This window comes from Nordella sp. HKS 07 (assembly GCF_011046735.1).
Classification (GTDB): Bacteria; Pseudomonadota; Alphaproteobacteria; order Rhizobiales; family Aestuariivirgaceae; genus Taklimakanibacter.
The window spans coordinates 4,622,300-4,634,484 of record NZ_CP049258.1; the positions used below are offsets into that span (position 1 = coordinate 4,622,300).

13 protein-coding genes and 1 pseudogene are annotated in these 12,185 nt (G+C 65.2%); 6 read left to right on the top strand and 8 right to left on the bottom strand.

Annotated features, from left to right (window positions below):
• Positions 1-80 precede the first annotated feature (80 nt).
• Both G5V57_RS21765 and G5V57_RS21770 read right to left on the bottom strand, forming a co-directional pair.
• Entirely contained in the window at positions 81-596 is a 516-nt protein-coding gene (locus tag G5V57_RS21765) for a hypothetical protein (RefSeq protein ID WP_165169639.1), read from the bottom strand.
• 80 nt (positions 597-676) lie between these two features.
• Positions 677-1,288: a pyridoxamine 5'-phosphate oxidase family protein gene (locus G5V57_RS21770; RefSeq protein ID WP_165169640.1), complete on the bottom strand. Its 612-nt coding sequence runs from the start codon at positions 1,286-1,288 to the stop codon at positions 677-679.
• A gap of 77 nt (positions 1,289-1,365) precedes the next feature.
• On the opposite strand from G5V57_RS21770, the gene G5V57_RS21775 reads away from it, so the two are divergent.
• Entirely contained in the window at positions 1,366-2,253 is an 888-nt protein-coding gene (locus tag G5V57_RS21775) for a LysR family transcriptional regulator (protein ID WP_165169641.1), read from the top strand.
• A gap of 76 nt (positions 2,254-2,329) precedes the next feature.
• On the opposite strand, the gene G5V57_RS21780 is transcribed toward G5V57_RS21775, so the two are convergent.
• On the bottom strand, positions 2,330-2,812 hold the full coding sequence (locus tag G5V57_RS21780; protein ID WP_165169642.1) for a GNAT family N-acetyltransferase: 483 nt from the start codon (positions 2,810-2,812) through the stop codon (positions 2,330-2,332).
• A gap of 270 nt (positions 2,813-3,082) precedes the next feature.
• On the opposite strand from G5V57_RS21780, the gene G5V57_RS21785 reads away from it, so the two are divergent.
• The 3 genes from G5V57_RS21785 to mutL are packed head-to-tail and all read left to right on the top strand — an operon-like array spanning position 3,083 to position 7,699.
• Positions 3,083-4,759 (top strand): serine hydrolase, encoded by a 1,677-nt coding sequence (locus G5V57_RS21785; protein WP_165169643.1) that lies wholly within the window; start codon positions 3,083-3,085, stop codon positions 4,757-4,759.
• Positions 4,756-5,868 carry a pyridoxal phosphate-dependent aminotransferase family protein gene (locus G5V57_RS21790; protein ID WP_246737312.1) on the top strand — a complete coding sequence of 371 codons (1,113 nt, stop codon included), beginning with the start codon at positions 4,756-4,758 and terminating at the stop codon, positions 5,866-5,868. The genes G5V57_RS21785 and G5V57_RS21790 overlap by 4 nt, the downstream gene beginning before the upstream one ends.
• Positions 5,869-5,911: 43 nt before the next feature.
• Positions 5,912-7,699, top strand: a complete 1,788-nt coding sequence (gene mutL, locus G5V57_RS21795) for a DNA mismatch repair endonuclease MutL (protein WP_165169644.1) — start codon at positions 5,912-5,914, stop codon at positions 7,697-7,699.
• Here mutL and rsmD read toward each other — a convergent pair whose 3' ends face one another.
• From rsmD to G5V57_RS21810, 3 genes are all read right to left on the bottom strand, one after another.
• Positions 7,700-8,257: a 16S rRNA (guanine(966)-N(2))-methyltransferase RsmD gene (rsmD, locus tag G5V57_RS21800; RefSeq protein ID WP_165169645.1), complete on the bottom strand. Its 558-nt coding sequence runs from the start codon at positions 8,255-8,257 to the stop codon at positions 7,700-7,702. It abuts the gene before it with no gap.
• 35 nt (positions 8,258-8,292) lie between these two features.
• Positions 8,293-8,925 carry a LysE family translocator gene (locus tag G5V57_RS21805; protein ID WP_165169646.1) on the bottom strand — a complete coding sequence of 211 codons (633 nt, stop codon included), beginning with the start codon at positions 8,923-8,925 and terminating at the stop codon, positions 8,293-8,295.
• A gap of 216 nt (positions 8,926-9,141) precedes the next feature.
• A complete protein-coding gene (locus tag G5V57_RS21810; RefSeq protein WP_165169647.1) occupies positions 9,142-9,972 on the bottom strand; it encodes a pseudouridine synthase in 831 nt (276 codons plus the stop codon).
• Between the two features lie 30 nt (positions 9,973-10,002).
• Here G5V57_RS21810 and G5V57_RS21815 point away from each other — a divergent pair, with 30 nt between their 5' ends.
• Positions 10,003-10,476, top strand: coding sequence for a nucleoside deaminase (locus tag G5V57_RS21815; RefSeq protein WP_165169648.1), 474 nt, complete (start codon positions 10,003-10,005; stop codon positions 10,474-10,476).
• 52 nt (positions 10,477-10,528) lie between these two features.
• On the opposite strand, the gene G5V57_RS21820 is transcribed toward G5V57_RS21815, so the two are convergent.
• Together G5V57_RS21820 and G5V57_RS34505 are read right to left on the bottom strand one after the other, a co-directional pair.
• Complete coding sequence (locus G5V57_RS21820; protein ID WP_165169649.1) at positions 10,529-11,443, bottom strand: LysR family transcriptional regulator; 915 nt, start codon at positions 11,441-11,443, stop codon at positions 10,529-10,531.
• Between the two features lie 128 nt (positions 11,444-11,571).
• On the bottom strand, positions 11,572-11,877 hold the full coding sequence (locus tag G5V57_RS34505; protein WP_246737773.1) for a hypothetical protein: 306 nt from the start codon (positions 11,875-11,877) through the stop codon (positions 11,572-11,574).
• On the opposite strand from G5V57_RS34505, the pseudogene G5V57_RS21825 reads away from it, so the two are divergent.
• A pseudogene (locus G5V57_RS21825) lies at positions 11,761-12,160 on the top strand (cytochrome c). The gene G5V57_RS34505 and the pseudogene G5V57_RS21825 sit on opposite strands and share 117 nt — an antisense overlap.
• The last annotated feature ends 25 nt before the right edge of the window (positions 12,161-12,185 follow it).

Sequence of the window (12,185 nt, forward strand, 5' to 3'; positions counted from 1 at the left end):
CGGGATCCATTAAATTTTCGTCAATGCAGCAGGCGCCGCCCGCTTGCGTTTATTGAATGGACTCGACGTTCGTCAGGACGTTATGGCTTCGGCGCTTCGAAAGGATTGGTCTCGCCGGCATTGCGGTTGTTTTGGTAGCAGCGATCGAGCCGCTCCAGCGCGGCGGCGCTCTTGTCGAGCGGGATCGTGATGGTCGAACCGGCGCCGCGCACCTCAAGCCGGTTGGCGTTGCGCAACGCCTTGTTGAAACGCTCATCGGTCAAGGCTACCCGCACCGTGTCGGCGGTCGCCGTGACATCCGTTTTCCAACTGGTTTTTCCCGCCACGAATGCGACCGGATAGGCCTTGCCGCTGTCGAGCTTCCAGCGCTCCGACGTCATGGTGAGCGATGTGCCGGCGCTATCGCGCGCGAAGCTCGCCTCGACTCCGTTGTCCACCATGCGGCTCATCATGCAGCGGTCGAATTTCTGCTCCTTGGTGAAGCTCGCCTCGATCTTCCACGGTCCGATAAGAACCGAGTCGTCCTTGGTGGCGCTGTAGGCCTGAGCCGCCCCGCAGAGAAGAAACAAAGAGACGAATATGGCACGACCATTCATTCGGACCTCCTGACGAATTCGAGCTGCCGGCAAACCCCGCTTAGAGATAAGTTCCAGTCCGGCAAAAAGTTCCCGAATGTTCAGGGAAGGCTCGCCCGCAAGGCGGCGTTCTCGGCCTCGAGTGACGCAACGCGAGCCTGCAGCTCTTCGAGCACGCGCGCCACATCGGCGCCATCGATCTTCTGCGGGATGTGCTGCGGGCAGTTAATGTCCCAGGCCTCGACCTCGAACAGGATGGCCTGTTCGGGCCTGGCAGCATAGTCCTCGGGCATCAGGCGCTGGATGAGCGCGTCGTCGTCGGCCACCACGCGGGCGCGCCCCCAGAGCTTCACCCGCCGGCGATGCGAATAATCCATGAGGAACAGGAAGGCGCGGTCATTCTCGGCGAGGTTGCCGGTGGTGATGTATTGCCGGTTGCCCTTGTAATCGGCGAAACCCAGCGTTTTGGGGCCCACGATCTTGATGAAACCCTTGGGGCCGCCCCGATGCTGGGCGTAGGGCTGTCCGGCCGCATTGACGGTCGCCAGGAAGGCGGTGTCGATGCCGGCGAGGAACTGGGCGAGATCCTCCGTCAGTTCGGTTCGGAAACCACCGCGCTCCTCCATTTTCTCATAGCCGGTCCGCGAGCCGCGCTCGGCCTGGATGGCTTTGACGCGGGGTGTGAAGGCGATGTCGCTGGAAGGAGTGCTCATGCCTCCAAAATAATTCTTCTGCAGGGAATGATAATAAATGGCGATGACAAAAGATTATTGCTAGTTTTGCAATAATCATGGACCGCTTCGAGACCATCACGGCCTTCGTGTCCGTATGCGATGCCGGAAGCCTGACCGGCGCGGCCAGGAAACTGGGGCTTTCGCCCTCGGTCATGTCGCGCCACATCGCCGCCCTGGAAGCCCGTCTCGGCACCAGGCTCTTCCACCGCACCACCCGCTCGATCAGCCTCACCGATGCCGGCGGCCGGTTTCTCGCCCGCGCCCGGCGCATCCTTTCCGATCTCGAAGAGGCGGAAGCCGCGGCGCAGGACGAAAAGGCCGGGCCGCGCGGCAGGCTCTCCGTGACGGCGCCGGTGATCTTCGGCCGCCTGCATGTGGCGCCGCTGCTCGCCGGTTTTGTCGAGCGCTACCCACAGGTCACCATCGACCTCACTCTCTCCGACCGTTTCGTCAATCTCGTCGAGGAGGGGCTCGATCTGGCGGTCCGGATCGGCCATCTGCCGGATTCGCAACTGATCGCCCGCCGTCTCGGCGAGACGCGGCGAGCCCTTGTCGCGAGTCCCGTCTATCTGGCCAGGGCCGGCATCCCGCTCCATCCGGATGACCTGGTGAAGTTCAGCATTATTTCCTTCGCGCCCGCGGCCCCGCCGCATCACTGGTCATTCGCAAAAGACCTCGAAGTCCGTGTCGAGCCGCGTCTCATGGTCAACAACGGCGATGCCGCCATTTCGTGGGCGCTGGGCGGCGCCGGTATCGCCCGCGTGTTCTATTATCAGGTGCGCGATGCGATCAAAGACGGCCGGCTCGTCGAAGTGCTTCAGGGCTTCGCGCCGGAGCCCATGCCCATCCATGCGGTCTATCCCACGGCGCGTCTGCTGCCCGGCAAGGTGCGCGCTTTTCTCGATCTAATCGTCGAGGCGGCGGATTGGCGCCTGAGCGAATAGATCACGATGAGTTTGGATTGAAACAATCCAAACTCATATACGTGATCGATTCATATATTTGCCAGTTCAGAAGTATCTAGACGGGTAGCTTCAAAAGAAGGATTAGTTCTTCCTCGCACTCCGGGTTTTCTGGATTCGCGATTCGCTTGAAATCCTGAAATCCCATCTGCCGATAAAACTTGCGCGTTCTTTGGTACGGCTCGTAGTCCACGGTGTCTCCTAGGGTGTGGACATACAGCTCGCCCACCTGCGTAGACTCAAGCTCCCTGAGCAATCGATGGAGAAGGCTACGACCCACTCCCTGGCGGTGAAGGTCGGGGCGAATTCCCATCCAGCCAATCTCGGCCTTGCCCTGATTCACGAAAAACGAAATGAAGCCGACCACCTCCTTATTGCCGTCCTCCGCCACAAACCCGCACTGATAACGAAGATCCGCCTGCATGGAGCGAATCCCCGATCGAGTAAACCAGGCGGGAAGGGCGGTGGCGATTTCCAAGATCCGCTCCAGATCGGCGGATCGCTGATATTCCCGAATAACAATCTCATGCCGCTGCGGCATATCGAGTGCTCTCCGCTCGAAAGAACGCTCGAACGCGTTCGGGATTCTTCTGCAGAAGCCTCAATCGTGAATGAACTGCATGCTCCAGATCTACGGGCGAACAGATCAGGGATCTCCCTACGCCATTCTGGCAATCCGCTTCAATATTGGTATACGCTGGCCTTCCCGGGTGCGGCGGTCTTCCTCTTCGTGCTGTCCTGGAACCTTGTCGGCGATGCGCTGCGGGACGTGCTCGACCCGCGTCACTCCCATTGATGAGAAGGAAACTACATGCCTGAATTGTCGGCCGCCGCCATCGCGCTGTTCGAGGATCTGATCCGCCACGAAGTCGAAGACAAGGCGATACCCTCGATCTCCTATGCCCTGGTGGACCGTGACGGGCTCCTCGCCGAAGGGCACATCCAGCGCCATGATCGCCATTTCGACATGCGCGCCGATACCTGCTTCCGCATCGGGTCGATCACCAAGAGCTTCACTGCCGTGGCGCTGATGCAGCTTGCCGAGAGGGGGCTCGTCGACATCGAGGCGGACGTGTCCCGATATCTGCCCGGATTTCACCCGGTCAACCCGTTTGCCGGCGCCGAAACGGGGCCTTATGGCGGGCATGTCAGCCTGCGCAAGCTGATGAGCCACACGGCGGGGATGGTGCGCGAGCCGAAGAGCGGCCACTATCTCGACGCGACGCGCCCGCCGCTGGCGGATACCGTGGCCGAGCTCGCCGGATCGACCCTCAAGCAGGATCCGAGCAGCGGCGTCATGCATTACTCCAATGCCGGCATTGCCGTCGTCGGCAGGGTGATCGAGACGGTGACCGGGCAAAGCTATTGTGATTACCTCACCGCGAATGTGCTGAAGCCGCTCCGCATGGGCCATTCTCATTGCGAGGTGCCGCCCGATATCGGCGCGAGGCTGGCGCCGGCCGACATGTGGACGCTGGAGGGCGATATGCCGGCCCCTGTGTTCAACCTCGGCGGCTCGCCGGCGGGGAGCATCCTCTCCACGACGGGCGATATGGCGCGCTATGCGCAATGCCTCCTGCGCGGCGGCTTCGCGCCCGACGGGCGGGCGATCATTTCGCCGGCCTCGCTGCGTGATATGTGGGCGCCTTTCGGCAAGCGTCCTGCCGGCCACGACAAAGCGTTGGCGGACTATGGCATGTGTTTCGGCGTCGGCGATGTCGACGGCTGGACGTCGGTCGGCCATGGCGGAGCGATCTACGGTTATGCGTCCCAGATGCTGCTGCTGCCCGCCGCCGGTATCGGCGTGCTGATCTTCGCGACGCTCGATTTCGCCAATCAGATCGCCTCGCGGCTGGGGGTGGACGGGCTGCGTATCGTTCTTGCCGAACGCAATATGGGCGCGCGGCTTGAACGGACGCAGCGGCCGCCGGCGATCACCGATGAGCAATTCGCGCGGCTGCCGGGTCACTATCGCGACCAGGCGAGCGGGGAGGTGGTCGAGGTCAAGGCGAAGCCGGGCAAGCTCTATCTCATGGGCGAGGGCGTGCCGCTCGAGATCCGTCCTGTCGCCGGCGACGATTTCGTGATCGACGGGCGTATCTATGGCCGCGGCGCCGATTATCCGCATCTCGATCTGAGCTTTCCGCGAGAGGACGAGCTGGTGTGGAAGGGGGCAACCTGGACACGCGTCGAGACAATGTCCGATGCGGAGCCGCCCCGGAATATCGAGCCCCATCTCGGTGAATATGGACCCGACTTCAACATCACCTATCTGTTCTATAGCCAAAGCGGGCTCAAATGCCTGATCGAGTATTTCTTCACTCATTCCTGCGAGCCGCTCGAGGACGGCCGCTATCGGATGCATGGCCGTCTCTACGAGGATGAGCTCCTCGAGCTCGATGCCGTGGACGAGAACGGCCGCCGCGGCATTCGCGTCGGTCCCATGTTCCTGGCGCAACGCGGCCGCTCCCGGGCATCGGCCGCATGAGCAATCAGCCGTCCATGGTCACGCCGATTACGATGGAATCGCCGCTCGGCGCGCGCATGCTCATTGACGGGCGCGAGGTCGACTATTACTGCGGCACCAGCTATTTCTGCCTGCACGGCCATCCGGAAGTGATCGATGCGGCCTGCGCCGCGACCAGGACCTTCGGCATGGGGCCCGGCACGCTGGCAAGGATGCAGGTCTATGCCGATCTGCAGCAGCGCCTGCGGCAGTGGTTCGCCGCCGACGAGGTCGTCTACATGATTTCGGGCTACTCCAGTCCGATGGCATTGCTGCAGGGCCTGCAGGACGATTTCGATGTGGTGTTCATCGACGCCGCCACCCATTACAGCGCGTTGGACGCGGTGCCGACACTCGGCAAGCCGGTCCACCCGTTCCGCCATGCCGATCCCGACAGCCTCGCCGAGGAACTCGCGCGTCACCTGCGGCCAGGGCAGCGGCCGGTGATCGTGACCGACGGTGTCTTTCCGTCTTCCGGCAGGCTGGCCCCTCTGGCCGACTATCGCGAAGTCATGGCGCCCTATGAAGGGGCGCTGCTATGCATCGATGATTCGCACGGTGTCGGCGTCCTCGGGGAAAGCGGACGCGGCTCGCTGCAGCATGCCGGCCTGGAAGGAGCGGGCAACTATCTTGCCGGCACGCTGAGCAAGGCCTTTGGCGCGCTGGGCGGCGTCGTGCCCGCCGATGCGGCGCTGGCCGAGAAGATCGCGCGCAAGGCGATGATCCTGCGCGGCGCCTCGCCGGCGCCGCCGGGTCTGGCCGCGGCGGCGGCGACATCGTTGCGCATACTTCAGTCGAGGCCGGAGATGCGCTCCAGTCTGCGCAGCAACGTCAAGCATATCCGCGATGGTCTGAGAAAGCTGGGCTTCGATGTGGCCGATACGCCGGTGCCGATCGTGACCATCGCGGGCGAGGTCGATCTGGAGGGGTTGCGCGACCGTCTTGCCGAGCGCGATATCATCGTGAAGCTGACGCCGGCGCGGGGCTATTCGGATGCGGCCGATGTCGCGACCCTGCGCATCGCGGTCTTCTCCGAGCACAGCCCGGCGCAGATCAATCGGCTGCTGGCCGTCATGGCCGAGCTGCTCTAAGGACGGATTGGCGTCCTGCCCCACAGGGCACTAAACTCGCCGGATGAAGATTCGTAGACTACCGGAAGGCATCGCCAACCGCATCGCGGCCGGCGAGGTGATCGAGCGCCCGGCGAGCGTCGTCAAGGAACTGGCGGAGAACGCCGTCGATGCCGGCGCGCGCCAGATCGATATCGCCTTCCGCGACGGCGGCCGCAGCCTGATCCGCGTCTCCGACGACGGCGAGGGCATGGACCGCGACGAGCTCGATCTTGCCGTCGAGCGCCATGCCACCTCCAAGCTCGCCGACGACGATCTCATCGAGATCAAAACGCTGGGCTTCCGCGGCGAGGCGCTGCCCTCCATCGGCGCGGTGAGCCGCCTGACGCTCACCTCGCGCGCGCGTTCGATGAGCGACACCTGGAAGATCGACGTGGCGGGCGGCCGCAAGGCGGAGCCGATGCCATCGGCGCGCATCGACGGCAGCGTCGTCGAGGTCCGCGATCTCTTCTTCGCCGTGCCGGCGCGGCTCAAATTCCTAAAATCGCCGCGCGCCGAGACGGCGGAGGCCGCCGATGTGGTGCGCCGCCTGGCGCTCGCCGTGCCCCATGTCGGCTGGAGCTTCACCTCCGAAGAGCGTGTCCTCATCGATCTTCCGCCCGAGACGGCCGACGAGAAGGGCAGGCGCCGGCGCATCCAGCGTGTGATGGGTGAAGAGGTCTTCGCCAACATGGTCGATTTCGAGGGCGGCAAGGAGCCGTTCCGCATCTGGGGCCTCGCGAGCCTTCCGACCTATCACCGCGCGCAGGGAGGCCTGCAGTTCTTCTTCGTCAATGGCCGGCCGGTGCGCGACAAGCTTCTCGCCGGCGCCATTCGCGGTGCCTATGCCGATCTTCTGATGCGCGGACGCTTTCCCGCCGTCTGCCTCTTCATCGACTGCCCGAGCGCCTTCGTCGACGTGAATGTCCATCCGGCCAAGGCCGAGGTGCGCTTCCGCGATTCAGGCCTGGTGCGCGGCGCCATCGTGTCGGCGATCCGCGACGCGCTCGGACAATCGAGCCGCAAGACGGCGGTGGGCCTGTCCTCGGCGACGCTCGGCGCGCTCCGTCCTCTGGCGCCGCCGCCGCCACGCCCCGGCGGCGCGATCGAGCGCGCTTTCGCAGGCTTCGCGCCGGCGCCGCAGCGCGACGGCATGGCGGAAGAACAGGCGTTTTTCGCGATGGACAATGTCGCCTCGGCCCGGGTCGCGGAAGTCGAGCCGATTGTCGAACCGGCGCATCCCTTAGGTGCCGCGCGCGCCCAGTTCCATGAGAACTACATCCTGGCGCAGACCGAGCAAGGCATCGTCATCGTCGATCAGCATGCCGCCCATGAGCGCCTCGTCTATGAAAGGCTGAAGGCCGAGCGGGCGGGCCGGCGCATCGCCACGCAGCCGCTGCTCATTCCCGATGTCGTCGATCTCGATGCAGTGTCGGTCGAGCGTCTCGCCACCGCGCAGGAACTCCTGGCCGAGCTCGGCCTCGTGCTCGAGCCCTTCGGTGAAGGATCGATCGTGGTGCGCGAAGTGCCGGCCGCTTTGTCGGGCGGCAATATCGCGAGACTGGTGCGCGACGTCGCCGATGATCTCGGCGAGGAGTCTTCAGCAACCGTCGAGGAGCGCGTCAATCATCTGCTCGCCACCATGGCCTGCCATCATTCGGTGCGCTCCGGCCGCCAGCTGCGGCCGGAGGAAATGAACGCGCTCCTGCGCCAGATGGAAGTGACGCCGAACTCCGGCCAGTGCAATCACGGCCGTCCGACCTATATCGAGTTGAAGCTCAGTGACATCGAGCGGCTGTTCGGCAGGAGCTGATCAGGCCGCCCGTGCGATGAGGACCTGCGTGTCGCCATAGACGCGCCGGTCGAGCTCGCTGAGCTCGGGCGGGCAGGCGAGCGTGGCCTTCTCGGCTTCTTCCACCACGACGACGGCTTGCGGATTGAGCCATCCGCCCGCCACCAGCGCGGCGAGCGCCTTGCTGCCGAGGTCCTTGTTGTAGGGCGGATCGGCGAAGACGAGATCGAAGCCCGGCTGCGGCGCGGCAGGGCCGAGCCTCGTCGCGTCGCGCCGCCAGATCTTGCATTGCCCGATGAGGCCCAGCGCGTCGGCATTGCGGCGGATGACGCCGCGCGCTTCCGCCGACTCGTCGACGAACTGGCAGAAGCGGGCGCCGCGCGACAGGGCCTCGAGCCCCATGGCGCCGGTGCCGGCGAAGAGATCGAGGACGCGCGCACCCTCGAGCGCGAAGCCCTCCACCCCATGCGCCAGGATGTTAAAGATCGATTCACGCACCCGGTCCGAGGTCGGCCGCGTCGCCTGTCCCTTGGGCCCTGCGAGGCCGTGCCCTTTGAATTTTCCGCCGATGATGCGCATGCTGCTGGCCGCTGCCCCCTCAATCGCCGCGACCTTTACAGGCCGCGGCGGATTTCGGAAACACCGAAAAAGACGAGGAAGCTGCCGGCGAGGCGGTCGATCCACAGGCGCACGCGCTGGCCGAGCGCATGGCGGAAGACCGTGACGCCGCCGACAATGAAAATCCACCACAGCAGCGATCCGAGCGTCACGCCAGAGACGGTCGCGAGCGCGGTCGCCGGCTCGAAGCCACCCTTGGGGGCTAGGGCCGCGAAAATGGCGGCGAACATGATGATGGTCGGCGGGTTGGTGAGGGTGAGGAGCAGCGAGCCCCAGAAGGCCCGGAATGTCGAGACGACCGAGGGTGCCGGCAGCGTGCCGTTCTCGACTGGACGGCGCCAGAATGTCTTGAGCCCCAGATAGAGCAGGAACAGGCCGGCGGCGAGATGGAGCGGGCGGTCATAGGCCAGCATGAATTCGGAGATGCCGGTGAGGCCCAAGGCCGCCACGGCGGCATAGATCCCATCGCCGGTGGCGATACCGACGCCGGTGGCGAGGCCGGGGCGCCAGCCCTCGGCCAGGCTGCGCCGCATGCAGAGGATGCTCATCGGTCCGACGGGGGCGGCCACCGCGAGGCCGAAGCCCATGGCGGTAATGAAGATCGGCAGAAGGCTGGTGAGACTGGTCATGGAACTCTCCTTGCGTGAGATGCGGGGAGTTCGTCAATCGAGGGGCCCCGCCGGGTTTGCTGGGCGGGAACTGCTGCAGGATGGAAGAGGACTTAGACGCCAGGTCTCGCCATCACGCGCAACAGATCGCACGCCGGTTGCTGCCGGGTCGTTTGTTGCGTGATGGTCGTTTTGCGCGTCATGGGGCGCCTCGATAGCGCAAGGTGGGGTGGGCGATCAAGCCCTCGCCTTCCTTTGCGGCTTTTGCCCGCGCTGATCGGGCTTGTTCCGGCGATGCGCCGGCCCGCGCTCCGGCACCGTCACCTTGCGCCCGAGCTGCTCGGCCAGCACCTTGGCCGGCACTTCGGAGATGCCGCCACGCTCGAGATCACCGAGCTGGAACGGCCCGAAAGCGATGCGGATGAGGCGGTTCACCGTAAGGCCCAGATGCTCGCAGATCTTTTTCACCTCGCGGTTCTTGCCCTCGCGGATGGCGATATTGAGCCAAGCATTGTCGCCCTGCGCCTTGTCGAGGGTCGCCTCGATCGGGCCGTAATGGATGCCCTCGAGGGTGACGCCGCCGGCGAGCCTGGCGAGCGCCGCCGGATCGGGCTTGCCATAGGCGCGCACCCGGTAGCGCCGGACCCAGCCGGTGGCGGGGAGTTCCAAGAGCCGCGCCAGCTCGCCGTCATTGGTGAGGAGCAGCAGGCCCTCGGTATTGATATCGAGCCTGCCGATCGAGATCACCCGCGGCAGCTGCTCGCGCAGGGCGTCGAAGACGGTGCGCCGGCCTTCCGGGTCCTTGTGGCTGGTGACGAGCCCGGCCGGCTTGTGATAGCGCCACAGCCGGCTTTCCTCCTTCTGCGGCAGCGGCTGACCGTCGACGCGCACATCGTCGGACGGCTTCACATTGATGGCGGGGGAGCTGAGCACCTTGCCATTGAGCTTGACGCGGCCGTCGGCGATCAGCCGCTCGGCGTCGCGCCGGGAGCACAGGCCGGCGCGGGCGATCGCCTTGGCGATGCGCTCGCCCTCGAAGGCGCTTTCCTTTGGACTATCCTTGACCATCCCGTTCCTTTCGCGTTCATGTGAACGAGCATGAAGCACACCCTGCCGCCGGAGCCAACAACAGATCCCCTGTCGCTCGCTTTCGCCGAGGCCGAATCGGCCGGTGGGCGCGGCGAGGTGCCGATAGGCTGTGTCATCGTCGATCAGTCGGGCAATGTCGTGGCAAAGGCCGGCAACCGCACGCTGGAGCTCAAAGACCCGACGGCGCATGCCGAGCTTCTCGCCATCAGGGAGGCGGCCGCCAGGCTCGGCAGCGAAAGGCTGGTGGGCCTCGACATCTATGTGACGCTCGAGCCCTGCGCCATGTGCGCGGCGGCGATCTCCTTCGCGCGATTGCGGCGGCTCTATTTCGCGACGGACGATATCAAGATGGGCGGCGTCGAGCACGGCCCCCGCTTCTTCAACCAGGAGACCTGCCATCACCGGCCCGAGGTCTATGGCGGCATGGCCGAGGCGAAGGGCCAGGCGCTGCTCCGGCAGTTCTTCCGCGAGCGGCGCGGTTGAATCTCCTTCTCAGCTCGCCCCTTCAAGTGTTTCTTTCGACTCGTTTTTCTGCTTAAGGCGAATCGCCCGCGAGCTGCGCGCGATAGCCTTTGATATGGGCCGCGAGCGACTCGGTGAAGGCGCGCACATGGGGCGACGACCTGATCTCCTCGCGCACCACGAGAAGCAGGTCGCCCTCCAGTTCGGGGATCGGCGGCAGGCAGCGCACCAGGTCCGGATCGGCATCGCCGGCAAGGCAGGGCAGCATCGCGATGCCGAGGCCGGCCTTGAGCGTCATGACCAGATTGGTAAGGCTGTTGCTGCGCGCGCTGATCCGCGAATGGGGGGTGAGCCGGGTCAGCAGTCGCGGCCCGGGCAGCTGATCCATGCTGCCGTCGAGGGCGACGACGGCATGACCGTCGAGAGCGTCAAGCGTTCCCGGTTTGCCGTTCTCCTCGGCATAGGCGCGGCTGCAATAGACGCTCCATCCGACTCGTGACAAATTCCGCGCCACGATGCCCGCACCCTGCAGCGGCTCGGCCTGCCGGATGGCCGCGCGCAACGCGACGTCGGCCTCGCCGCGCGCGATGTCAAGGCGGCGGTCCTGCGCCATCAGCTCGACCAGAATGCCGGGATTCTCCTTGCGGAATGTCCTGAGCCACGGCGTGATCAGGATATTGGCGAGCATTTCAGGCGTCGTGACCCGTACACTTCCGGCCAGCAGGCGCTGATCGGCGCCGATCGTGCTTTCGAGCGCGTTGACTTCTTCCTCGATCCGCTCGGCCGCAGCGGCGATCTTCCGGCCGAGCGGCGTCAGGTGATATCCGCTCTGCTTGCGCTCGAAGAGTTCGGCGCCGACCTGGGCCTCGAGATCGGCCATCCGCCGCGTGACCGTGGTCTGGTTGACGCCGAGCGTCTGGGCGGCGCGCAGCGCCGAGCCCGAGCGGGCGATGGCCAGGACGAAGCGGAGGTCTCCCCAGTCGATCATGCGCCATTCTGCGAAAACGCAGAATGACTTGGCAAGAGTGCTGATTGCGTCCGCGCTTGCCGCAATGTAATTCCGCGACCCGCCGACGATACCGGCCCGGATACCAAACGGCTCATAAAATCAACAGGTTATGCCGCCGCGATGATGTCGCGGCGCCCCGGAGGAATTGCCCGATGAAGACCAGCCTCGCTCCCTCTTCGACCGCCACCCGTCGCTGCGCCCTCGCCGCGCTGCTGGCCGTCGCCTCCCTGATGCCGGTTTCCGGCGGCCTCAGGGCCGAGGAAACGCAGCTCGCGCGCGGCAAATATCTCGTCGGGCTGGGCGGCTGCAACGACTGCCACACACCCGGCTATTTCTTCGGCAAGCCCGACATGGCGCGCTTCCTCGGCGGCTCCGAGGTGGGCTTCGAAATCCCCGAGCTCGGGGTTTTCCATGGCCCCAATCTCACCCCCCGACGCGGCGACCGGCCTCGGCACATGGTCGACGGACGACATCGTGACCGCCATTACGACGGGCCGCCGGCCCGATGGCCGCATCCTCGCACCCGTGATGCCCTGGCACGCATTTGCAACACTCACGCCAGAGGACGCGCAGGCGATCGCGGTTTTCCTAAAGAGCCTGCCGCCGGTGAGCAACAAGGTGCCGGGCCCCTTCGGCCCCAGCGAGAAGCCGACCTCCTTCGTGATGAAGATCGTGCCGCCCGCCTCGCCTGAATAACCGCCGACAACCTTCGGAGGACACG

What these genes read in the sequence shown, in the direction of transcription:
- G5V57_RS21765 (WP_165169639.1), bottom strand. Translation starts at nt 596, where the DNA reads ATGAATGGTCGTGCCATATTCGTCTCTTTGTTTCTTCTCTGCGGGGCG.
- G5V57_RS21770 (WP_165169640.1), bottom strand. Translation starts at nt 1,288, where the DNA reads ATGAGCACTCCTTCCAGCGACATCGCCTTCACACCCCGCGTCAAAGCC.
- G5V57_RS21775 (WP_165169641.1), top strand. Translation starts at nt 1,366, where the DNA reads ATGGACCGCTTCGAGACCATCACGGCCTTCGTGTCCGTATGCGATGCC.
- G5V57_RS21780 (WP_165169642.1), bottom strand. Translation starts at nt 2,812, where the DNA reads ATGCCGCAGCGGCATGAGATTGTTATTCGGGAATATCAGCGATCCGCC.
- G5V57_RS21785 (WP_165169643.1), top strand. Translation starts at nt 3,083, where the DNA reads ATGCCTGAATTGTCGGCCGCCGCCATCGCGCTGTTCGAGGATCTGATC.
- G5V57_RS21790 (WP_246737312.1), top strand. Translation starts at nt 4,756, where the DNA reads ATGAGCAATCAGCCGTCCATGGTCACGCCGATTACGATGGAATCGCCG.
- mutL (WP_165169644.1), top strand. Translation starts at nt 5,912, where the DNA reads ATGAAGATTCGTAGACTACCGGAAGGCATCGCCAACCGCATCGCGGCC.
- rsmD (WP_165169645.1), bottom strand. Translation starts at nt 8,257, where the DNA reads ATGCGCATCATCGGCGGAAAATTCAAAGGGCACGGCCTCGCAGGGCCC.
- G5V57_RS21805 (WP_165169646.1), bottom strand. Translation starts at nt 8,925, where the DNA reads ATGACCAGTCTCACCAGCCTTCTGCCGATCTTCATTACCGCCATGGGC.
- G5V57_RS21810 (WP_165169647.1), bottom strand. Translation starts at nt 9,972, where the DNA reads ATGGTCAAGGATAGTCCAAAGGAAAGCGCCTTCGAGGGCGAGCGCATC.
- G5V57_RS21815 (WP_165169648.1), top strand. Translation starts at nt 10,003, where the DNA reads ATGAAGCACACCCTGCCGCCGGAGCCAACAACAGATCCCCTGTCGCTC.
- G5V57_RS21820 (WP_165169649.1), bottom strand. Translation starts at nt 11,443, where the DNA reads ATGATCGACTGGGGAGACCTCCGCTTCGTCCTGGCCATCGCCCGCTCG.
- G5V57_RS34505 (WP_246737773.1), bottom strand. Translation starts at nt 11,877, where the DNA reads ATGGAAAACCCCGAGCTCGGGGATTTCGAAGCCCACCTCGGAGCCGCC.